17 protein-coding genes are annotated in these 21,515 nt (G+C 65.6%); 7 read left to right on the top strand and 10 right to left on the bottom strand.

From position 1 onward, the window contains the following. Positions 1–4 precede the first annotated feature (4 nt). From kdpB to RPB_RS23370, 5 genes are all read right to left on the bottom strand, one after another. The gene (kdpB, locus tag RPB_RS23390; RefSeq protein WP_011443511.1) at positions 5–2,074 is read right to left on the bottom strand and encodes a potassium-transporting ATPase subunit KdpB; all 2,070 of its coding nucleotides are present in this window, start codon (positions 2,072–2,074) and stop codon (positions 5–7) included. A gap of 15 nt (positions 2,075–2,089) precedes the next feature. Beyond that, positions 2,090–3,793 (bottom strand): potassium-transporting ATPase subunit KdpA, encoded by a 1,704-nt coding sequence (gene kdpA / locus RPB_RS23385; protein WP_011443510.1) that lies wholly within the window; start codon positions 3,791–3,793, stop codon positions 2,090–2,092. 9 nt (positions 3,794–3,802) lie between these two features. Next, positions 3,803–3,892 (bottom strand): K(+)-transporting ATPase subunit F, encoded by a 90-nt coding sequence (kdpF, locus tag RPB_RS23380; protein ID WP_157038890.1) that lies wholly within the window; start codon positions 3,890–3,892, stop codon positions 3,803–3,805. Between the two features lie 221 nt (positions 3,893–4,113). Then, a complete protein-coding gene (locus tag RPB_RS23375; protein WP_011443509.1) occupies positions 4,114–6,828 on the bottom strand; it encodes a bifunctional diguanylate cyclase/phosphodiesterase in 2,715 nt (904 codons plus the stop codon). Between the two features lie 219 nt (positions 6,829–7,047). Beyond that, positions 7,048–7,452, bottom strand: a complete 405-nt coding sequence (locus RPB_RS23370) for a hypothetical protein (protein WP_011443508.1) — start codon at positions 7,450–7,452, stop codon at positions 7,048–7,050. Between the two features lie 456 nt (positions 7,453–7,908). Between RPB_RS23370 and RPB_RS23365 the strand changes: the two genes are divergently transcribed. Beyond that, entirely contained in the window at positions 7,909–8,121 is a 213-nt protein-coding gene (locus RPB_RS23365) for a hypothetical protein (protein WP_245258282.1), read from the top strand. Here RPB_RS23365 and RPB_RS23360 read toward each other — a convergent pair whose 3' ends face one another. The 4 genes from RPB_RS23360 to RPB_RS23345 all read right to left on the bottom strand — a co-directional run bounded on the left by RPB_RS23360 (position 8,122) and on the right by RPB_RS23345 (position 12,278). Beyond that, positions 8,122–9,387, bottom strand: coding sequence for an acyl-CoA dehydrogenase family protein (locus RPB_RS23360; RefSeq protein ID WP_011443506.1), 1,266 nt, complete (start codon positions 9,385–9,387; stop codon positions 8,122–8,124). A 78-nt stretch (positions 9,388–9,465) separates the two neighbouring features. After that, positions 9,466–9,810, bottom strand: coding sequence for a c-type cytochrome (locus RPB_RS23355; RefSeq protein ID WP_041799017.1), 345 nt, complete (start codon positions 9,808–9,810; stop codon positions 9,466–9,468). A gap of 8 nt (positions 9,811–9,818) precedes the next feature. Continuing rightward, positions 9,819–10,256: a hypothetical protein gene (locus RPB_RS23350; RefSeq protein WP_011443504.1), complete on the bottom strand. Its 438-nt coding sequence runs from the start codon at positions 10,254–10,256 to the stop codon at positions 9,819–9,821. A 195-nt stretch (positions 10,257–10,451) separates the two neighbouring features. After that, the gene (locus RPB_RS23345) at positions 10,452–12,278 is read right to left on the bottom strand and encodes a putative bifunctional diguanylate cyclase/phosphodiesterase (protein WP_011443503.1); all 1,827 of its coding nucleotides are present in this window, start codon (positions 12,276–12,278) and stop codon (positions 10,452–10,454) included. A gap of 175 nt (positions 12,279–12,453) precedes the next feature. On the opposite strand from RPB_RS23345, the gene RPB_RS23340 reads away from it, so the two are divergent. Then, on the top strand, positions 12,454–13,296 hold the full coding sequence (locus tag RPB_RS23340) for an SDR family NAD(P)-dependent oxidoreductase (protein ID WP_011443502.1): 843 nt from the start codon (positions 12,454–12,456) through the stop codon (positions 13,294–13,296). A 17-nt stretch (positions 13,297–13,313) separates the two neighbouring features. Here RPB_RS23340 and RPB_RS23335 read toward each other — a convergent pair whose 3' ends face one another. Further along, entirely contained in the window at positions 13,314–14,693 is a 1,380-nt protein-coding gene (locus tag RPB_RS23335) for a cytochrome P450 (protein WP_011443501.1), read from the bottom strand. 315 nt (positions 14,694–15,008) lie between these two features. Here RPB_RS23335 and htpX point away from each other — a divergent pair, with 315 nt between their 5' ends. The 5 genes from htpX (at position 15,009) to RPB_RS23310 (ending at position 21,504) form a co-directional block, all read left to right on the top strand. Beyond that, positions 15,009–15,959, top strand: coding sequence for a zinc metalloprotease HtpX (gene htpX, locus RPB_RS23330; RefSeq protein ID WP_011443500.1), 951 nt, complete (start codon positions 15,009–15,011; stop codon positions 15,957–15,959). A gap of 401 nt (positions 15,960–16,360) precedes the next feature. Then, positions 16,361–17,776, top strand: a complete 1,416-nt coding sequence (locus RPB_RS23325) for an MFS transporter (RefSeq protein WP_011443499.1) — start codon at positions 16,361–16,363, stop codon at positions 17,774–17,776. A gap of 199 nt (positions 17,777–17,975) precedes the next feature. After that, positions 17,976–19,013 carry a branched-chain amino acid ABC transporter permease gene (locus RPB_RS23320; protein WP_011443498.1) on the top strand — a complete coding sequence of 346 codons (1,038 nt, stop codon included), beginning with the start codon at positions 17,976–17,978 and terminating at the stop codon, positions 19,011–19,013. Next, positions 19,010–20,782 carry a branched-chain amino acid ABC transporter ATP-binding protein/permease gene (locus tag RPB_RS23315; RefSeq protein WP_011443497.1) on the top strand — a complete coding sequence of 591 codons (1,773 nt, stop codon included), beginning with the start codon at positions 19,010–19,012 and terminating at the stop codon, positions 20,780–20,782. The genes RPB_RS23320 and RPB_RS23315 overlap by 4 nt, the downstream gene beginning before the upstream one ends. Continuing rightward, positions 20,779–21,504 (top strand): ABC transporter ATP-binding protein, encoded by a 726-nt coding sequence (locus tag RPB_RS23310; RefSeq protein ID WP_011443496.1) that lies wholly within the window; start codon positions 20,779–20,781, stop codon positions 21,502–21,504. The genes RPB_RS23315 and RPB_RS23310 overlap by 4 nt, the downstream gene beginning before the upstream one ends. The last annotated feature ends 11 nt before the right edge of the window (positions 21,505–21,515 follow it).

Here is a 21,515-nt window from a genome sequence, read left to right as displayed (position 1 = left end):
GGGTTCAGGCGAGATGCAGGGCGGTCACCGCGAGATCGATGACCTTGATTCCGATGAACGGCAGCACCAGGCCGCCGAGGCCGTAGATCAGCAGATTGCGCCGCAGCAGCGCCGCCGCGCCGACGGGGCGATAGGTCACGCCCTTCAGGGCCAGGGGGATCAGCGCGATGATGATCAGCGCGTTGAACACGATCGCCGACAGGATCGCGCTCTGCGGCGTCGACAGCCCCATCACGTTGAGCGCGCCGAGTTGCGGGTAGAACGCCACGAACATCGCCGGGATGATGGCGAAATATTTGGCGACGTCGTTGGCGATCGAAAAGGTGGTCAGCGCACCGCGCGTCATCAGAAGCTGTTTTCCGATCTCCACCACCTCGATCAGCTTGGTCGGGTCGGAGTCGAGGTCCACCATGTTGCCGGCCTCGCGCGCCGCCTGGGTGCCGCTCTGCATCGCCACGCCGACGTCGGCTTGCGCCAGTGCGGGGGCGTCGTTGGTGCCGTCGCCGCACATCGCGATCAGCCGGCCGTTGGCCTGCTCGCTGCGGATGTAGCGCAGCTTGTCCTCGGGGGTGGCCTGCGCGATGAAGTCGTCGACGCCGGCTTCCGAGGCGATCGAGGCCGCGGTGACCGGATTGTCGCCGGTGATCATCACCGTCTTGATCCCCATCCGGCGCAGCGCCGCGAAGCGCTCCTTGACGTCCGGCTTGACCACGTCCTTGAGGTGGATGACGCCGAGCAGCCGACCGCCTTCCGCCAGTCCAAGCGGTGTTCCGCCGGCGCGGGCGATGCGGTCGACCGCCGCGCGGAACGCCGGCGGCTCGGCGATATCGGCGCCGGATTCGTCGCGGACGAATTTCAGGATCGAATCGACCGCACCCTTGCGCAGGTTGCGCCCGTCGAGATCGACGCCGGACAGCCGCGTCATCGCCGAGAACGCGATGAAACTCGCGGCGCCGGGCACCGCAACGTTGGCGAGGCCGTGCTTCTCTTGCGCCAGCGTCACGATCGAGCGGCCTTCCGCGGTCTCATCGGCCTGGCTCGCCAGCAGCGCGGCCTCCGCCGCCTCGGTGTCGCTGACGCCCGGCACCGGGATGATTTCCGAGGCCAGGCGATTGCCGAAGGTGATGGTGCCGGTCTTGTCGAGCAGCAGCGTATCGATGTCGCCGGCGGCCTCCACCGCGCGACCGGACATCGCCAGCACATTGAAGCGCACCAGCCGGTCCATGCCGGCGATGCCGATCGCCGACAGCAGCGCGCCGATCGTGGTCGGGATCAGCGTCACGAACAGCGCCACCAGCACGATCACCGAGATCGAGCCGCCGGCGTAGGTCGCGAAACTCGGAATGGTCACGGTGGCGAACACGAAGATGATGGTGAGGCCGACCAGCAGGATGTTGAGGGCGATCTCGTTCGGCGTCTTCTGGCGCTCGGCGCCTTCGACCAGTCCGATCATGCGGTCGAGAAACGACGAACCGGCCGCCGCGGTGATCTTCACGACGATGCGGTCCGAGATCACATTGGTGCCGCCGGTGACCGCAGAGCGGTCGCCGCCGGATTCGCGGATCACCGGGGCGGATTCGCCGGTCACTGCGGCCTCGTTGACCGAGGCGATGCCTTCGATGATGTCGCCGTCGCCCGGGATGGTGTCGCCTGCCTCGCACAGCACCAGGTCGCCGACCTTGAGATGTTCGGCGGCGACGCCCTCGTAGAGCTCGTGATTGTCCGGCATCAGCAGCCGCTTGGCGACCGTGGAGGCCCGGGTCTGGCGCAGGGTGTCGGCCTGCGCCTTGCCGCGGCCTTCGGCGACGGCTTCGGCGAAATTGGCGAACAAGATCGTGAACCACAGCCAGATGGTGATCTGAAGGTCGAAGCCGAGACTGCCGTTGCCGGCAACGATGTTGCGGATCGTCAGGATCGTCGTGAGCACTGTGACGACTTCGAGGACGAACATCACCGGGTTCTTGATCAGGGTCCGCGGATCGAGCTTGACGAAGGCGTGACCGATCGCGGGGAGCAGGATCGCCGGATCGAGCATGGCCGAGGCGGCGGTCCGTTTGCGGAGTTTCGCTTGCATGGATGTGTCTCCGGATTAGTAGGCGGTGCCGTTCAGCATCGCGAGATGCTCGACGATGGGGCCGACGGCGAGCGCCGGAAAGAAGGTGAGGCCACCGACGATCAGAATGACGCCGACGAGTAGCCCGACGAACAACGGGCCGCTGGTCGGGAAGGTGCCTGCCGTGGCGGCGACCGATTTCTTGCCCGCCAGCGAGCCGGCGATGGCCATCGCCGGGATGATCATCCAGAACCGCCCGAGGAACATCGCGATCGAGCCGGCGAGATTGTAGAACGGCGTGTTGCCGGTCAGGCCGCCGAACGCCGAGCCGTTGTTGGCGGCCTGCGAGGTGAAGGCGTAGAGCACTTCCGAGAAGCCGTGCGGCCCGGCATTGGCCATCGACGCCACCGCCGGCGGATACACCACGGCGATCGCGGTGAAGCCGAGCATCAACAGCGGCAGGATCAGGATCGCGAGCATCGCCATCTTGACCTCGCGCGCCTCGATCTTCTTGCCGACATATTCCGGCGTGCGGCCGACCATCAGTCCGGCAAGAAAGATCGTGATGATCACGAACAGCAGCATGCCGTAGAGTCCGGCGCCGACGCCGCCGATCACGATTTCGCCGAGCTCCATGTTGATGATCGGGATCATGCCGCCGAGCGCGGTGAAGCTGTCGTGCATCGCGTTGACGGCGCCGCACGAGGCCGCGGTGGTGATCGCCGCGAACAGCGCCGAGGCGGCGATGCCGAAGCGGACCTCCTTGCCTTCCATGTTTCCACCGGCAAGACCGGCCGCCTGCAGGATCTGCGTGCCGTTGGCTTCGGCCCAGTAGCAGACCGCGACGCCGGCGATGAACAGAACGCCCATCGCGGCCAGGATCGCCCAGCCCTGGCGCTGATCGCCGACCATCCGGCCGAACACATTGGTGAGTGCCGCGCCGAGCGCGAAGATCGACAGCATCTGCAGGAAGTTCGACAGCGCGGTCGGGTTCTCGAGCGGATGCGCGGCGTTGGCGTTGAAGAAGCCGCCGCCATTGGTGCCGAGCATCTTGATCGCGACCTGGGAGCCCACCGGCCCGAGCGCGATCGTCTGCCTGCCGCCTTCGAGCGTGGTCGCGTCGATAGACGGCCCCAGCGTCTGCGGCACACCCTGCCAGACCAGAAAGAGGGTGAAGACGATGCAGATCGGCAGCAGCACGTAGAGCGTGCAGCGGGTGACGTCGACCCAGAAATTGCCGATGGTCTTCGCCGAGGCGCGGGCGAAGCCGCGGATCAGCGCCACCGCCAGCACGATGCCGGTGGCGGCGGACAGGAAGTTCTGCACCGTCAGCCCGAACATCTGGGTGAGATACGACAGCGTGCTCTCGCCGCCGTAGTTCTGCCAGTTGGTGTTGGTGAGGAACGAGACCGCCGTGTTGAGCGCGAGATCCGGTGCCACCGCGCCTTGCTCCGCCGGGTTCAGTGGCAGCACCGCCTGCAGCCGCAGCAGCAAATACAGCAGCACGAAGCCGGCGGCGTGAAACAGCAGCATCGCCAACGTATAGGTCAGCCAGTGCTGCTCGCGCTGCGGGTCGACGCCGGCGAGGCGGTACAGACCGGTTTCGACCGGCCTGAGCACGAACGACAGCGGCGTGGTCTGGCCGTCGAAAACGTGGGTGAGATAGGCGCCGAGCAACGGCGTCAGCGCGACGATGATCGCGCAGAACAGCGCGATCTGGGTCCATCCAATCAGTGTCATCGCAGCCCCCTAGAAGCGTTCGGGGCGCAACAGCGCGGTGACGAGATAGATCAGCAGCGCGGCGCTGACCGATGCGGCGAGAACATAGTCGAACGACATCATTGCGCTCCTTCAGATTCGTTCGCACGCATAGGCGTAGCCGATGGTGACGGCGAACAGGCCGAGGCCGGTGAGGAGCATGAGAAGATCGGACATCGAAGCCTCCTGTGATCGGGCTTCGATCAGCTAGGCTTCTCGCCGTAAGGAAGCGATGTGGAATCGCTGGCGGCGGCATAAAGACGGTATAAAGATCGCCGCGGGGTCGGCCGCAGCGCCGCGCGTCAGGCGGCCCTGGTGGCGCGGCGCTCGGCGAGCAACATCCTGAATTTCGCCGCGGGCACGGCCGGGCTGAACAACCAGCCCTGCATCTGGGTGCAGCCGAGCCCGCGCAGGATATCGCGCTGCCGTACGGTCTCGACGCCTTCCGCGGTGGTCGTCATGCTGCGCGACGCCGCGATGTTGACGACGGCCTCGATGATCGCGGTCGATCCTTCGGTGGTGTCGATATTCTCGACGAAGGCGCGGTCGATCTTGATCTTGTCGAACGGGAAGCGCTGCAGGTAGCTGAGCGACGAGTAGCCGGTTCCGAAATCGTCGAGCGAGATCCGCACCCCCAGCGCGCGAAGCAGATTCAGCGTCGTCAGCGCCGCATCGTCGTCGTGGATCAGCACCGCCTCGGTGACTTCGAGTTCGAGTCGCTGCGCGGGCAATCCGGTCGACCCCAGTACCGAGGCCACCAGGAGCGCGAGCGTCGGTTGCCGGAACTGCACCGGCGAAATATTGACGGCCAGCGTGATGTTCTGCTCCCACTGCACCGCCTCGGCGCACGCAGCGGCGAGGGTCCAGCCGCCGATCTCATTGATCAAACCGGTGTCTTCCGCGACCGGGATGAATTCGGCCGGTGAGATCATACCACGGGTCGGATGTCGCCAGCGCAGCAGCGCCTCGCAGCCGGTGATCTCGTCGCTCCGCAGGTCGACGATCGGCTGATAGTGAATCTCGAAGCCGCCGTCGGCGATTGCGGTGCGCAGATCGAATTCGAGTTCACGACGCGCCCGCGCAATCGCGTCCATCGCCGGCTCGAAGAATCGAAAAGTGCGCCGGCCTCCCGCCTTGGCACTGTACATCGCCAGATCGGCGTTCTTGATGAGCTGGTCGATATCCTCCCCATCGCCGGGCGCGATCGCTATGCCGATCGAGGCGTCGGTCGACAGATGATGGCCGAGGCAGTGGTACGGCGCGCGGATCGTCTGCAGAATGCGCTCGGCCAGCGCGGTGGCCTGATCGCTGTCGGCGGCGCTGGTCGCGATCACCGCGAATTCATCGCCCCCGAGCCGGGCGACGAAGTCGCTGGCGCCGACGCATTCGCGCAGCCGGACGGCGACCTGCTTCAGCAGTTCGTCGCCGATCGGATGGCCGAGCGTGTCGTTGATGCTCTTGAACTCGTCGATGTCGATATAGAGCAGCGTGCACGCCGCACTGCCCCTGCCGGGGTGCAACTCGCGCTCCAGCCGCTGCCGGAACAGGCTGCGGTTGGGCAGATCGGTCAGGCTGTCGTAGTGCGCAAGATAGGCGATCTTCTCGCTGTCGCGAATTCGCTCGGTGATGTCTTCATGCGTCGCGACCCAGCCGCCGCCCGGAACCGGCACGCTCGAAATCTGGATCGAGCGGTCGTGGGAGCCGTGCACCGCCGAGGTCTTTTCGACGATCACGGCCTGGACGATGCGACCGCAATACTCGTCGACATCGCCCTTGAACGACCCCCGTGCATGCCGGTGAGCGATGATGTCGCGGAAGCTGCAGCCCGGCTTGACGATCTCCGGCGACAGTCCGTACATCTGAATGTAGCGCTGATTGCACACGACCAGGCGCTGCGCTGCGTCGAACAGCAGCAGGCCCTGAGACATGTTGTTGATCGCCGTGTTGAGGCGTTGCTTGTCCAGCGCCAGCCTCGCTTGTGTCGCTTGGTGCTGCTTGCCGAGTTGCCTGATGATCAGCAGCAGAATGACCGACACCACCAGCGCCGAGACGGTGGCGGCCGAAATCAGCAGCCGCGTCTGTTTGCGCCACGCCGCCAGCGCCTCGTCCGTGGTGGTGGCGGTGACGACGACAATCGGCAAGCTCGCGAGCGAGTACGAGGACACCAGCCGCTCCCGACCGTCGACCGGGCTCGTCACGGGCATGGTCACGTTCGATTCGAACAGTCCGAGTCGGGCCACCTCGTCCGAGCGCAGATTGAGCCCGATGCTGTCTTCGGCATGCGGATAGCGCGCCATCAGCACGCCGTTGCTGTGATGAAGCGAGATCGCGGAATCGCCGCCGAGCGACACCGACGCCAGGAAATATTCGAAATGCGCAGGCGTCAGCGATCGGCTGACGACGCCGACGAATTCGCCGCGCGAATTGTCGAGCCGCTGCGCCAGCACGATCGCCCAACCGCCGGCGAGGGTGTTCTGCACCAATTCAACCGTAGTTCGCGGCGCGATGCCGGCCTTGTGGGCCTGAAAATAAGAGTGTTCGGCGATCGACAATTCGGGCACGGGCCAATGCGACGAATTGTTGATCAAATTGCCACGATCGTTGAAGATCGCGAGGCCGGAGAGTTCCGGCGCGGTCCCCGCCTTGGCGCGCAGCATCTGGTGGGTGTCCAGCGTCGCCATCTGGCCGCTGAAGGCGTCCGCGGAGTCGAGCTGGGCCTGTCTCACCAGCGCGACCACCTCGGTCTGGATCGCGAGGAATTCCTCCAGTTCGCGATTGTAGTGATGCGCCAGCAGCATGGCCGTATTGGCCAGCTCCCGCTCGCTGTTCTGGAGGGCTTTGGTGCGAAAATCGCCGACGATCATCGTCGTCACGATCGCGATCGCGGAGATCAACAGCAGCCCGCATCCCATCAGCAGCGCCACGGGGCGGTGGTTCAGCATATTTCCGATGGCGAAGCGCTCGGACGGGTCCGACGCATCCGTGTCACCGGTGGCGCTGTTCGAGGTAGTGCTCATTTAGACAGGAATAACTACCAGTGATGGAAACCAAGTTAGCAATCACGGTAATCAAACCTTAAACGAATGCCCAAACCGGGCGCGTCGTCGGCAGCTCTGGACAACGGCGCCGCCGGGATCTGGCGTTCGGCAAACGATAAAGGGCCGGCGGCAGATGCCGCCGGCCCGAGATCGTCTCCCCGAATTGGGTTTCGGGTGTGAAAATCGGTGCGTCGCCGATCAGTTGATTCGGTTTCCGGGCCGGGTCGCCGCCGAACTGGTATTTCGATACACTTCGAAGACCCCGAGTGCGATTGCGGCCAGGAAAATGAAGACGACGAGATTGCGTGGCAGCAGCATCGATGCCGCGATCAACGCAACCGAAATGGTGCAGGCTTTGACGAGCTTCTGCTCGTCGGCAAAAAGCGCTTTGAACCGGTCGATATTGTCCTGCTTCCACAACGGTGGCGACAGCGACTGCAATCCGAATTTCTCCCACGCGCCCTTGAAGCCGAGCTCGCGGGCCCACAGCAGGAACAGCGCGATCACAAAAGCGAGCAGGGCGACGAGCGCCCCGGGCGGGCCACCCGCGTAGCCGATCACGACCACAAGAGCGACCGCAAATGCAGCGAGCCAGAATTGCATGTGATGTACCTATGTTCACCCGGTTCTCGGGTGCCTTTTCGGGTTCGTCCACGCACGCATGATCGCGAGTGGAGGGAAAGGACGCCAAGCACGCGGACGCAAGAGCAGAGGTCGTCATCGGGGACTGCGTCCACGATCTCGTAAGGCGAAGCGAACCGGCGCGTCCCGATGCCAGCTCTGTTCGATAAAACAAACGAGGAACGGTCGCCAGTCAGGCGAATTGCTGACAGCGTCCATTGGACGAAAGTCATCCGCCGACGCTGCGCGAGGCTCGCGCGGAACGGGATCGTTTTGGTCGCGCTGCGGTCGATTGTCGCGTGGTGCAGGAGGCCATCTGATGACCGGCTGTGCATCGGTCCGGTGCGTCTTCGCATCGCCTGCTGGCCCGGCGGTCGGTATTCGTACGAGCCCCGAATTTAATCTCTGCGTAACGACGTTCCCCGAATAGTCCGCATCATGGAGATCAGCACCATGATGATGCAAATGCTCGAAACGACCGATGTGAAAGAAGCCCGACGCTCGCGGATCGCCCAGTTCAGCGGCCGCGCGGCGACACTCAAAGTCGGTGGCTCCTCGATCACTGGTATCGTTCGTGCGGTCAAGGAGGATACCACCGGCGAAACGCCGCGCTGGATCGTGACCGTGATCGAGAAGCAGCCTCGCGCCTGATCAGCCGCCGAGCAGGGCGTCCGGCGGGACGAAGTGGTGGGCATTGCGGCCGGCCTGGGCCTTGGCCGACGCCAGCTCCGCCCGCGCGACGACGCGCAGATGCACTTCGTCCGGGCCGTCGAGAAAGCGCATCGCCCGTCCCCACGTCCACAGATAGGACAGCGGCGTATCCGGTGTCAGACCCATCGCGCCGAACACCTGCATGGCGCGGTCGACGATTCGCGTCTGCAGCCGTGCGGCGACCAGCTTGATCGCCGAGACGTCGACGCGAGCCGCCGCATTGCCTTCGCGGTCCATGCGATGCGCCGCCTTCATCACCAGCAGGCGCGCCTGATCGATTTCCAGGCGCGACTCCGCAATCCAGTCCTGGATGTTGGCGTAGTCGGCCAGATGCCTGCCGAACGCCTTGCGTTCCAGCGCGCGCTCACACATCAGTTCGAGCGCGACCTCGCACTGCCCGATCGTGCGCATGCAGTGATGGACCCGGCCGGGGCCGAGCCGGTCCTGCGCCAGGCGGAAGCCCTTGCCCTGTTCGCCGAGCAGAGCCGTGACCGGCACCCGGACGTCGCGGAACAGAAGCTCGCAATGCCCTTCCGGAGAGTGATAGTGCATCACCGGAATGTTGCGGACGATGCTCAGCCCGGGGGTGTCCATCGGCACCAGCAGCATCGAATGCCGTTCGGTGGAATTCGGGTCGAGGTGATCGCCGGTGACGCCCATCACGATCGCCAGCTTGCAGTTCGGATGCGCGGCCCCGGTGATGAACCATTTGCGACCGTTGACAACGTAGTCGTCGCCGTCGCGGGCGATGGTGGTGCGGATGTTGCGGGCGTCGGACGAGGCGGCGTCGGGCTCGCTCATCGCAAAACAGGAGCGGATCTCGCCGATCAGCAGCGGCTCCAGCCATTGCCGGCGCTGCTCCGGCGTCGCGGCGAGCTGCAGCAGTTCCATATTGCCGGTGTCGGGCGCGCTGCAGTTGAACACTTCCGACGCCCAGTGAATCCGGCCCATGATTTCGGCCAGTGGCGCGTATTCGAGATTGCTCAGGCGCTGGCCGGGATCGTCGTCGCCGAGGCTCGGCAGAAACAGATTCCACAAGTCCTCGGAGAAGGCGCGAGACTTCAGCCGCTCGATCAGCGCCGACGGATAGCGGCCTGCGGCGACGTCGCGGTGCCAGGCGACATTCGCCGGTTCGACGTGAAAGCGCATGAAGTCGGAGAGCTGCGCGCGTAGCCGTGCGACCTTGTCGCTGTCGTCGAAATCCATGGCGCGGCCTTCAGCAGGATGGGCCGCGGCGCGGCGGGGCGGATGGCGGGGAATGTCCGCAGCGTCCCGCGCGACGCATCAGTCGCGCTTGAGGCTGAGGATGTAGCGCACGATCTCGTCGGCCTCGCTGGGCGCGATGACGAGATTCGGCATGTCGGAGTGGTTCGACCGCAGGAACACCTTGAGCGACAATTCGGTGGTCGACGGCATGTTCGCGATGCGCACGAATGCCGGCCCCTTGCCGCTGAGCACGTCGTTGCGCTCGACGGCGTGGCATTCCTTGCACCAGTTCACCGCCAGCCGATGTCCGGCGGTGACGGCTTCCGGCAAGGTCGCTCCTTCGGCGCGGTGCAGCCGGATCACCAGCAGCACCGCGACGATCAGAAGGATGGTCGCCAGCAGACGGATCCAGCCGTGCGACATCACGGCAGTCAGTGACGGGCGGACAGAGGCGGGGTATTCGCCAGCTCTTCCGCCAGCGCGTCGAGCGTGACCTTGTTGGCGCAATAGGCCTGGTAGTGCTGCGCCAGCGAGCCGTCGGCGATGTCGTGGTCGCATTCGCTCTTGTGGCGGCACAGCGCGCAGACGCGTTCGAGGTCGCGCATCACCAGCGGCTGGGTTCGCGCGATCGCCTCCTCGCTGATGCCGAGCGCCTTCAGGAGTTGCGGCAGCTCTTCGACCTTGTGTGGGCCCTGGCGGACCAATTCGTCGAGGTCGGTCGAGGTGACGCCGAGATCATGAGCGATGCGGCTGAATTCGGCGGCGTCGAACTGGCACATTTCGGACACGTCGCGCCGGTGCTTGAGCCACTCGGCGAAGGTCTCGATCAGCCGATCGACGAAGGGGTAGGGGCGAGAATGGGCAGGCATGACGCCCTCCAGATGTGTCGGGGATGCCGCGACCATCGCCGATGATTTGCTAGGTCACATTGCGCCAGATCAAGCCGAACAACTTCATATCGGATCGTGGGCGGGGCTCAAAGTCGTCGGCAATCAACGGCTTGGGAGAAATACGAGGCCGGCTCTGCGGGAGCTCTGCGTCCCGTGCAGATAGCTCTGCGCGGACTAACTGCGACCGGCATTGGTGCGCGAAATCACCGGTCGCGCCTGGTCGATCTGGCGACCTGACTCGCGTGGACGCCCGCCCTCGAAGCCTTGCGCCGAGGGCTTCAACTCCTCGAGGAACACCGGCTTTGCGAAATAATAGCCCTGTGCGTAGCGGATCCGGGTCATAGTCTGCAGATAGGCGAGTTCTTCGAAGGTCTCGATGCCTTCGGCAATCACCGTCATGCCGAGCGCCTCGCTCAGCGACTCGATCGCCCTGAGGATGCCCTGGCTGCGCGGCCGCTTGTGGATGTCCGTGATGAAGGATCGATCGATCTTGATTTCGTCCGCGGTGATGTCCGCCAGCGCCGACAGTGACGAGTAGCCGATGCCGAAATCGTCGATCGAGATGCCGACGCCGATCTCGCGCAGCATCGGCAGAATTTCGCTCTGGAAGTGACTTTTCGTGACGAAAGCGTCTTCCGTCACCTCGATGATGAAGCGCGACGGGCACTCGGTCGCCGCGAGCGCTGCCGCAAACGACTGCATGAAATGGGAATTGCCGGCCTGCTTGGCCGCGACGTTGATGCTGATGCTGGCGTGGGTGCCGAATGCGTCATTGATCAGGTCGATCGATTTCATGATCTCGGCGAGGACCAGGTGGGTGAGTTCGTCGATCAGCCCGAGTTCGACCGCCAGATCGACGAAAGTGCCTGGCGCCTGGATGACGCCGTCGTCATCGCGCAGCCGGACCAGTGCCTCGATCCCCTTGATCTCGCGGGTCCGGATGTCGACCTTGGGCTGGAATGCGCAGCAGAAACGCCTGTCGAGGATCGCCTGGCGCAGTGACTGCTCGATGCGCATGCGTTCCAGCGCCTCGCGCTCCATCGCGACGTCGAACATCGCGGCCGCGCCCTTCGTCGCGATCTTGACCCGGTACATCGCAATGTCGGCGTTCTGGCGCAAGGCGTCGAAGGTGTGGCCGTGCTCGGGATACAGGCTGATGCCGGTCGAAGCCGAAGCGAACAATTCCGACCCGTCGATGTAGAACGGCGCCTTCAGTCGCTGCAGCAGGAAATCGATGTGGTCGGCGACCTCGGCCGGGCTCTCGATCGGATTCAGCAACAGCAGGAATTCGTCGCCGCTGATGCGCGACAGCATGTCGGTCTCGCGCAGTTCGAGGCCGAGCCGTTTGGCGACCCCGACCAACAATGCATCGCCGACCGCGTGGCCGTAATAATCGTTGATGTGCTTGAAATTATCGATGTCGAGGAACGCCAGCGCGAACCGGCTCGGCGTTCCCCCGGCGCGCAGCAAGGTGTCGGCGCGATGTTCGATCACGCTGCGATTCGGCAGCCCCGTCAACTCGTCGAAATAGGCGCGGCGAAACAGGTCGTCCTCGATCGCCTTCTGTTCGGTCATGTCGAGGGAGCTCGACAGCAGCAGCCGGCGCCCGCCGATCTCGATCGGCCGATGCGCGGTCAGGAACGTGCGCGCCGTCGCGCCGTCGCCGGCGCGTTCCTCGCAGATCGCGCCGCGGCCGGTGGCGAGCAAAGCCAAGCCGTCGGCACGGCGCTGTTCGAGCGCGACGCAGGGCGTGGCGGTCGCGCCTGGACCGGCCGGCCGGTTGAAGCGGGCGGCGGCGGCATCGTTAACGATCAGAAACTCGCCCTGGTGATCTTGTACCGTGACCAAGGATGGGAGCCCGCGGACGATGTCTTTCAGAAGCTGAAAGTCGATGTCTTCGGCAAACGCCGGCAGATCCCCACCGGACGCAGTCCCTGCGGAGGCGCTGGGCTCCGATTCGGTCGCGTCGCCGGACATTTCGTGGGGGGCTGCACTGGACATCGCGGCGAAGCATGGCAAGCTTGGTTGTAATAAATGTTAAGTTCCACGCGCAAAGGTTGCCGCAAATCTGCGCCCTACTCGATTTGAATTGCGACACTGCGATTTATCATTAACAGAACGTCAATCAACAAGCCGAGCGCAGTGGAAACTGCGCCGCAACAGGGGAGACGAGACGATGGGACGGCTGAACGGCAAGGTCGCGGTGATCACCGGCGCGACCAGCGGGATTGGTCTGCGCACGGCCGAGGTCTTCGTCGCCGAGGGTGCTCACGTCGTGATCGCCGGCCGGCGTGCCCCGGAGGGAGAGGCGCTGGCGGCAAAGCTCGGGCCGTCCTGCATTTTCAGGCAGACCGACGTCACCGCAGAGGATCAGATGAAGGCGCTGATCGGCCAGGCGATCGACTCCTTCGGCCGGATCGATTGCCTGTTCAACAATGCCGGCGGCCCGGCGCAGACCGGCGGCATCGAAGGCCTCGAGGCCGACCGGTTCGATGCTGCGATGGCGACGCTGGTGCGCAGCGTGATGCTCGGCATGAAGCATGCCGCGCCGCACATGAAGAAACAGGGCTCGGGCTCGATCATCAACAACGGCAGCATCGCCGGCCGGCTCGCCGGCTTCTCGTCATCGCTGGTGTACGGCGCCGCCAAGGCGGCGGTGATCCATCTCACAAAATGCGTCGCGATGGAGCTCGGCGAGTCCGGCGTCCGGGTCAATTCGATCTCGCCCGGTGCGATCGCGACCGGCATCTTCGGCAAGGCGCTCGGCCTGACCACCGAGGCCGCGGAGAAAACCTCGGCGACGATGCGCGAAATCTACAAGACCGCGCAGCCGATCCAGCGTGCAGGACTACCCGAAGACATCGCGCACGCCGCGGTGTTTCTCGCCAGCGACGAGTCGGGCTTCATCAACGGCCACGACCTGGTGATCGACGGCGGCATCACCGGCGGCCGCAACTGGACGCAGCAACAGCAGGGCTACGTCGCGCTGCGCAAGGCGTTCGATCACGGCGAGGGGTGAGCCGTCGTGATTGCGCGCTACTGCAGGGGCGCGATCCGCACCCGCAGGCCGTCTTTCGGCTTCGGGATCGGCCACATCTGCCACGACGATTGATAGTTCGGCGGCAGGTCGAGGCTGAGGTTCTGCAGCAGGTGCACCGCGAAGCACTTCGCCTGCATGTAGGCGAAGTTCAACCCGAGGCACATATGCGCGCCGCCGCCATAGGCGACCCAGGCGAAGCGGTGGCGGCCACGCTGCGCCTCGTCGGTGAAGCGCAGCGGATCGAATCTGTCCGGGGCGGGCCAGATCTCCGGCATGTGGTGCGTGTACAGCGGATTGATCGCCACCATTGTGCCGGCCGGAATGGTGTAGCCCTTGAAGCTGAATTCGCGGGTGGCGCGGCGTGGCAGCGACGGCACCGGCGGCCGCAGCCGCATCGCCTCCTTGAATGCCATCTCGGTCAGCGGCAGCGCGTCGAGCTGCTCGAACGCGATCGGCTCGCCCGGCTTCAGCCCGAGGCCGCCGATTTCTTCGCACAGCCGTCGCTGCCATTCCGGAGCCGCGGCGAGCGCCGCGACGAACGACGTCAGCGACGACGTCAGCGTGTCGTGCGCCGCCATCATCAGGAAGCTCATATGGTCGACGATGTCCTGCGTCGACAGCAATGCGCCGTCGTCGTGGGTGGCACGGCACAGATGTGAAAACAGGTCGTCGCCGCCCTCGGCGCGGCGGATCGGGATCTGTTCGGAGAAGTAGGCGACGATGCGCTGGCGGCCGCGGACGCCGCGTGCCATCGCGGTGCCGGGCCAGGGCTTGCGGATCGGCGCGACCGAGGCCGCGACCATGTCGACGAAGGCGGCGTTGACCTCGGCGGTCTCGGCGCCGATCGCGGTTCCGAGGAACGAGGTCGCGGCGAGATCGAGGGTGAGTTGCTTCATCGCCGGATAGCACAGCATCTCGCCGGGCTGCGCCCGCCACTGCGCCACCTGACGTGCGATGCCCGAGTTGAGTTCGGCGAGGTAGGACTGCATCGGCCCGGCCTTGAACGCCACCGACAGCGCCTTGCGGTGCAGCCGGTGCTCGTCGAAATCCAGCATCATCAGTCCGCGTGGAAACAGCAGTCCGAGAATCGATCCCCAGCCATGGGTCGAGGAGAACAGTTTGGTGTTGTCGAACAGCACCAGCTCGTTGGCCTCCGGCCCGAGCAGGGTGATGCTGGTCTCGCCCAGCACCCGGCTGCGATACACCGGGCCGTACAGCCGGCCCATCATCTCGACCTGCCCCTTCGGGTCCGCGAGCACGTGCAGGGTGCGACCGATGATCGGCCAGCCTTCGTCCCCGGGAATATGGGCGAGCGCACTGCGCGGCGGCGGCGCCAGCGTGGCAACGAGCGACGAATCCGCGACCTGGATCGACATGGAGTTCCCTCGGCGTTTCCGGACAGCCTTCGCGGAGGTGGACCTCCGTCTTGCGGCCTGTTGCAACTGAAAATAGGAGGCGGGTGATCGGCTTGGCAAGCGCTAACTCGGCAGGCACCCAGTCATGATGCCGCTGTTTGCCGGCGAGAACGTCGACCGGCGCAGGGGCGATCGGTCCGCGACGCGGCTGGCGATCGCTTTGCCGCGGCAAGCCGCGACGCGCTGCCGCACAAGACGATCTTGTTCGAAACCAAAGAGTTACCATCTCACGGATGCGTGACCTGCTCTACCGGAGCGGGACGCAGGAGGAGGACCATGAGTTACTTCAAAACCGCGATGTTGCTCGCCGGTATGACCGCGCTGTTCATGGGCGTCGGCTACCTGATCGGCGGCGCCAGCGGCGCGATGATCGCGCTGGTCGTCGCTGCGGCGATGAACATCTTCACCTACTGGAATTCCGACCGGATGGTGCTGTCGATGTACGGCGCGCAGCAGGTCGACGAACGCTCCGCGCCGGACCTGGTGCGGATGGTCGCCGAGCTGGCGGGTCGCGCCGGCCTGCCGATGCCGCGCGTGTTCATCATGGACAACCCGCAGCCGAACGCGTTCGCGACCGGCCGCAATCCGGAGAACGCCGCGGTCGCCGTCACCACCGGCCTGATGCAGTCGCTCAGCCGCGAGGAACTCGCCGGCGTGGTGGCGCACGAGCTCGCGCACATCAAGAACCACGACACGCTGCTGATGACCATCACCGCGACGATCGCCGGTGCGATCTCGATGGTGGCGCAGTTCGGCATGTTCTTCGGCGGCAACCGCGAGAACAACAACGGCCCGGGCCTGATCGGCTCGATTGCACTGATGATCCTGGCACCGCTGGGCGCCATGTTGGTGCAGATGGCGATCAGCCGGACCCGTGAATACGCCGCGGACGAAATGGGCGCGCGGATCTGCGGCCAGCCGATGTGGCTCGCTTCCGCGCTCGGCCGGATTGAAAACGCTGCGCATCAGGTGCCGAACTACGAGGCCGAGCGGGCGCCGGCGACCGCGCATATGTTCATCATCAACCCGCTGTCGGGTCAGGGCATGGACAATCTGTTCTCGACCCATCCAGCGACCGCAAACCGGGTCGCTGCATTGCAGCGGCTGGCCGGTGAGATCGGCGGCGGTGGCGCGAGCTTCGGCCGGCCGACCCCGTCACCGCGCGGGCCGTGGAGCGGTGCGCCGCGCGGCAGCGGCGAGCCCCGCGCGCGCGGCCCGTGGGGTTGATGCGCCGGCACCGACCGCATTGCAGCATGAGAGAGCGAAGGCCCCAGATCACACCGGGGCCTTTTTGCTGACCATTGTTCGCCCCCCTTATTGCGAGAGCGAACGACGAAGCAATCCAGCAGCGCCGAGTACCGAGGCGCTGGATTGCTTCGTTTCGTACGCAATGACGGGGAAAGGTCGTTGACAGATGGCCGGCGGCTTCGTCAGATTAGTCACATCCATTTCTGCGGAGCGACCTGCGGGCCGTTTCGTGACGCTGTTTTCGAGCTGTTTGCATTTTCCGATCGCCGCCCGATGGCGACGATGTCCCCATTCATTCCGGTTACCTGCCGGGTAATCGACCCGATGACGACGGGCTGCGACGCTCCGGCTTCCGCAGCCGTTTGCCCAGGATCGTCGCCATGGATCAGACCCTCGCCGTCACCACGGCTTCTTCGCGCCGCTGGCGGGTGCTGGCGATCGTGGTCGCCGCGCAGTTCATGTTCGGCGTCGATTCCTTCATCGTCAACGTCGCGATTCCGACGATCTCCGTCGAGCTGAACGCCTCGTCGTCACAGCTCGAGGCGGTGATCGCGATCTATCTGATCGGCTATGCGACACTGATCGTCACCGGCGGCCGGCTCGGCGATATCTACGGCACCAAGACGGTATTCCTCGCCGGTGTGATCGGCTTCACGTTGACTTCGCTGTGGTGCGGGCTGGCGCGCTCCGGCACCGAACTGATCCTGGCGCGGCTCGCGCAGGGCACCACCGCGGCGCTGATGGTGCCGCAGGTGCTGGCGACGCTGCACGTGCTGTTTCCGGACGCCGCCCGCGCCAAGGCTTTCGCGATCTACGGAATTGTGCTCGGGCTCGCCGGCGCCGCCGGCTTCGCGCTCGGCGGGCTATTGGTGACGCTCGATCTCGGCGGCTACGGCTGGCGCGCGATCTTCTTCGTCAATGGTCCGGTCGGGCTGATCATCTTCGCCGCGGCGGCGTGGGTGGTGCCGCAGGCGCCGCGCCGGCCGGGCACGAGGCTCGATCTGCCGGGCGCGGTGATCCTGTTCACCGGCTTGCTGTGCGTGATCGGCCCGCTGCTGTTCGGCCGCGAAGTCGACTGGGCGGGCTGGATCTGGGTGGTGATGGCCGCCGGCGTCGCCATCGTGCTGATTTTCCTGCGCTACGAACGCGGTGTTGCGGCGCGCGGCGGGATGCCGCTGATCGATCTGGCGCTACTCGCCGACTCCGCTTTCATGCGCGGCCTCGGCGCGGTGTTCTGCTTCTTCTTCGCCAACCAGTCATTCTATCTGGTGGTGACGCTTTACATGCAGATGGTGCTCGAGATCCCGCCGCTTCCAGCCGGCCTGGTGTTCCTGCCATTGGCGTTGGCCTTCGTGATTGCGGCCCGGCATTCCGGCGCGCGGGCACGGCGCCGTGGCACCCTGGTGCTGATCGAGGGCTGCCTGCTGCAGATCGCAGGTCTCGCTCTGGTCGCGCTGACGGTCGCCATGATCGAGGCGCCGACGCCGTTCGTGCTGGCGCTGGTGCTGATCGTGGTCGGCTACGGTCAGGGCCTGGTGATGGCGCCGTTGTCCGGCGCAGTGTTGTCGACGGTACAGGCGGCCAGCGCCGGCTCCGGCTCCGGCCTGTACGGCACCGCCACGCAGATTTCCTCGGCCGCCGGTATCGCTGCGATCGGCTCGCTGTATTTTTCGCTCGACCATGCGATCTCCGGGCAATTCGCGTTCCTGGTCGCATTGTCGGTGATCGCAGGCTCGGTCGCCGGCAGCATCATCCTGCTGCACTGGATGCGGCGGGCGGCCTTGGTCCCAACGTAGGGATGTTTCGCTCTTGCCCGGTGCGTTAAGCCTCCGATGCCGCGCGTCGGGGGACCGCGCGGTCTATTGCTGCACGGCGTCGATCTTTGACGGCTTCCGCATCACGACCCCCTTGAATTAAACGAGCGGTTGGTGAATTTTACCTGCCGCAGCGAAAACCGGGCCGTTCAAGTGCCCGGGTCGCGCCGGGGGAGGACGCGTGGACACCACGATATTCCTGTTTCTCTTGCAGGACGGCATCATCAACGGTGCGGTCTATGCGTTGGTCGCCATTGCGCTGGTGCTGGTGTTCGCGGTGACGCGCGTCATCCTGGTGCCGCAGGGCGAATTCGTCGCGTTCACCGCGTTGACCATCGCGGCGCTGGAGAACGGCGTCGCGCCGGCGACGCCGTGGCTGCTGCTGGCGCTCGGATGTCTCGCGGCCGCGTCCGAGCTGATCCGCCATTTTCGCGATCTGACGCTGCGCCGCGTCGCCCGGATCATGCTGTTCGACCTGGCGCTGCCGGTCGCGCTGCTGCTGCTCACGCAGGCTCTGGCGCCGATGAAGATCGGGCAGGTCGGCAGCATCCTGCTTGCGATCGCCCTGATCATGCCGATGGGCCCGATGCTGTACCGCATCGCGTTCGAGCCGATCGCGCATGCCAGTGTGCTGGTGCTGCTGATGGCGTCGTTCGGCGTGCATTTCTCGCTGATGGGGCTGGGGCTGTTGTTCTTCGGTCCGGAAGGCACCGGCACCACGCCGCTGTCGTCGCAATCCTTTTCGCTGGGCGAATTGCTGATCACAGGCCAGAGCGTCGCGGTGCTGGTGGTGACCGCCGTGCTGCTGGCGATGTTCGCCTTGTTCTTCGGCCGGACGTTGCTCGGCAAGGCTCTCAAGGCGTGCTCGTCGAACCGGACCGGCGCGCGGCTTGTCGGCATCCCGATTTCGGCGGCGGGGCAGATCGCCTTCGCCCTCGCCGCGCTAATCGGCGCGGTGTCGGGCGCGCTGGTCGGGCCTCTGATGACGGTGGCTTATGATTCCGGCTTCCTGATCGGGCTGAAGGCGTTCGTCGCCGCCATCCTCGGCGGGCTGGTGAGCTATCCGCTGACGGTGCTGGCGGCGCTCACGGTGGGATTTGCAGAGGCGCTGTTTTCGTTCTGGGCCAGCAATTTCAAGGAAGTTCTGGTGTTCACGCTGATCATTCCGGTGCTCGCCTGGCGTTCGATCGTGGCACCGCATGCCGAGGAATCGGAATGAAGCTCCCCGCGCCCCGGCTCGTCAGCGCGGCGATTGCCGTCGCTCTCCTGATCCTTCCGTTCAGCGGGCTGATGCCGGACTACTGGATCACGCTGTTCAACTATATCGGCATCTCCAGCCTGGTGGCGATCGGTCTGGTTCTGCTCACCGGCGTCGGCGGCATGACCTCGTTCGGCCAAGCGGCGTTCGTCGGCTTCGGCGCCTACACCACCGGCGTGCTGACCGTGTATTACGGCATTTCGCCCTGGCTGACGCTGCCGGCTTCGATCCTCGTCACCATGGTGGCGGCGCTGGCGGTCGGCGCGATCACGGTGCGCCTGTCCGGTCACTATCTGCCGCTCGGCACCATCGCCTGGGGCATCGCGTTCTTCTATCTGTTCGGCAATCTGAGCTGGCTCGGCGCCCATGACGGCCTGCCGGGAATCCCGGCGCTGAAGATCGGCGACTACGCCCTGATCGCGCCGCGCGATTATTTCGTCGTGGTGTGGATCGCCGTGGTGCTGGCGGTGATCGCCACGCAGAATCTGCTGAGCGGCCGGGTCGGCCGTGCAGTGCGGGCGCTGCGGCGCTCGACGCGCGCCGCCGAGGCGTTCGGCGTCAACACCGCCGGCGCCAAGCTGATGGTGTTCGTCTATGCGGCGATGCTGGCGGGTCTCGCCGGCTGGCTCTACGCGCATTTCCAGCGCTCGGTGTCGCCGGGCCCTTTCGGCATCACCGCCGGAACCGAATATCTGCTGATGGCCGTGCTCGGCGGCGCGGGGCGCGTCTACGGCGCGATCCTCGGCGCGGCTGGCATCACCTTCCTGCGCGATCAGTTGCAGGATTGGTTGCCCCGGCTGCTCGGCCACACCGGCAATTTCGAGATCATCGCTTTCGGCGCGGTGCTGGTGCTGCTGCTGCAGACCGCGCCCGGCGGGCTGTGGCCGATCCTGTTCGGTCCGCCGCCGGCCCCGAAACTGCCGCCGCCGGACGAGGGGGACCGCCTGCCGACCCGTGCACTGCCAGCGCCCGGCACGAAGCTGCTGCAGGCCGATCAGGCGCGCAAGAGTTTCGGCGGCCTGGTGGCGGTCAACGATGTGAACTTCGAGGTCGACAGCGGCCGGATCATCGGCCTGATCGGGCCGAACGGCGCCGGCAAGAGTACCACCTTCAACTTGATCACCGGCGTGTTGCCGCTGACATCGGGGCGGATCGCGTTCGAGGGTCATCCGTTGCAGGCGCAGACGCCGCAGCGCGCGGCAACGCTCGGGCTCGGCCGTACTTTCCAGCATGTCGAGATCGTCGCCGACATGAGCGTGATCGAGAACGTCGCGCTCGGCGCGCATTTGCGCGGCCGGGCGGGTGTGCTGCGCGCGATCCTTCGGCTCGATCGCGCCGAGGAGGCGCTGTTGCTCGACAGTGCGATGCGCGCGCTGGCGCGGGTCGGCCTCGCCGATGTCGCGTACGAGCCGGCGGGTACGCTGGCGCTCGGGCAGCTTCGCCTCGTCGAGGTCGCGCGTGCGCTGTGCCTCGAGCCGGTGCTGCTGCTGCTCGACGAGCCGGCCGCGGGGCTGCGTGTCGGCGAGAAGAAGGCGCTGGCCAAGCTGCTGCGCGAGGTCCGCAGCGAAGGCATGAGTGTGCTGCTGGTCGAGCACGACATGGACTTCGTCATGAGTCTCGCCGATCGGCTCGTGGTGCTCGATTTCGGCACCAAGATCGCCGAGGGGGCGCCTGTGGCGATCCGTCAGGACCCCGCCGTACTCGAGGCCTATCTCGGAGGCGTGTCGTGACCGCGGCCCTCCTCGACGTGCAGAACGTCAGCGTCGCGTATGGCCGCGCCGAGGTGGTGCACGACGTTTCGCTCAAGGTCGAGCAAGGTGCGCTGGTGACCGTGATCGGCGCCAATGGCGCCGGCAAGACCACCCTGCTCAACGCCATCATGGGCCTGCTGAAAGCGCGCGGCCGGATCGGCTTCCGCGGTGAGGACGTCAGCAGCGTCATGCTGGAATCGCGGGTCAAGGCGGGACTTTGTCTCGTACCGGAGCGGCGCGAGCTGTTCGCCGACATGGCGGTCGAGGACAATCTGCTGCTCGGTGGCTTTCGCAGGAGCCGCGCAGAGCGCAAGACAACGATCGAGGAGATCTATAGCCGGCTGCCGCGGCTGAAGGAGCGACGTGTGCAACTCGCCGGCACGCTGTCCGGCGGCGAACGGCAGATGCTGGCGATGGGGCGGGCGTTGATGGCGCGGCCGACGCTGCTGATGCTGGACGAGCCGAGCCTCGGGCTGGCGCCGCGAATTGTGCGCGACGTGTTCCACATTCTCACCGATCTGCGCACGACCGGCGTGTCGATCCTGCTGGTCGAGCAGAATGCCCGCGCCGCGCTGGAAGTCGCGGACTACGCCTACGTCATGGAGCTCGGCGCCATCACCAAGCAGGGCTCTCCGGCGGACATCGCCCAGGATCCGAGACTGGTCGAAAGCTATCTCGGCCTCGGCGGGCACGAGTACTGACGACACGACGA

It is taken from the genome of Rhodopseudomonas palustris HaA2 (assembly GCF_000013365.1).
Lineage (GTDB): Bacteria > Pseudomonadota > Alphaproteobacteria > Rhizobiales > Xanthobacteraceae > Rhodopseudomonas > Rhodopseudomonas palustris_J.
This window is presented reverse-complemented; position numbering and strand designations above follow the sequence as displayed.

Bases quoted from the DNA above. Each gene is read 5' to 3' on its own strand.
- RPB_RS23360 (WP_011443506.1), bottom strand. From the start codon at position 9,387: ATGGATTTCGACGACAGCGACAAGGTCGCACGGCTACGCGCGCAGCTC.
- RPB_RS23365 (WP_245258282.1), top strand. From the start codon at position 7,909: ATGGAGATCAGCACCATGATGATGCAAATGCTCGAAACGACCGATGTG.
- RPB_RS23350 (WP_011443504.1), bottom strand. From the start codon at position 10,256: ATGCCTGCCCATTCTCGCCCCTACCCCTTCGTCGATCGGCTGATCGAG.
- RPB_RS23315 (WP_011443497.1), top strand. From the start codon at position 19,010: ATGAAGCTCCCCGCGCCCCGGCTCGTCAGCGCGGCGATTGCCGTCGCT.
- RPB_RS23335 (WP_011443501.1), bottom strand. From the start codon at position 14,693: ATGTCGATCCAGGTCGCGGATTCGTCGCTCGTTGCCACGCTGGCGCCG.
- RPB_RS23325 (WP_011443499.1), top strand. From the start codon at position 16,361: ATGGATCAGACCCTCGCCGTCACCACGGCTTCTTCGCGCCGCTGGCGG.
- kdpB (WP_011443511.1), bottom strand. From the start codon at position 2,074: ATGCAAGCGAAACTCCGCAAACGGACCGCCGCCTCGGCCATGCTCGAT.
- kdpF (WP_157038890.1), bottom strand. From the start codon at position 3,892: ATGTCGTTCGACTATGTTCTCGCCGCATCGGTCAGCGCCGCGCTGCTG.
- RPB_RS23375 (WP_011443509.1), bottom strand. From the start codon at position 6,828: ATGAGCACTACCTCGAACAGCGCCACCGGTGACACGGATGCGTCGGAC.
- htpX (WP_011443500.1), top strand. From the start codon at position 15,009: ATGAGTTACTTCAAAACCGCGATGTTGCTCGCCGGTATGACCGCGCTG.
- RPB_RS23355 (WP_041799017.1), bottom strand. From the start codon at position 9,810: ATGTCGCACGGCTGGATCCGTCTGCTGGCGACCATCCTTCTGATCGTC.
- RPB_RS23370 (WP_011443508.1), bottom strand. From the start codon at position 7,452: ATGCAATTCTGGCTCGCTGCATTTGCGGTCGCTCTTGTGGTCGTGATC.
- kdpA (WP_011443510.1), bottom strand. From the start codon at position 3,793: ATGACACTGATTGGATGGACCCAGATCGCGCTGTTCTGCGCGATCATC.
- RPB_RS23340 (WP_011443502.1), top strand. From the start codon at position 12,454: ATGGGACGGCTGAACGGCAAGGTCGCGGTGATCACCGGCGCGACCAGC.
- RPB_RS23345 (WP_011443503.1), bottom strand. From the start codon at position 12,278: ATGTCCAGTGCAGCCCCCCACGAAATGTCCGGCGACGCGACCGAATCG.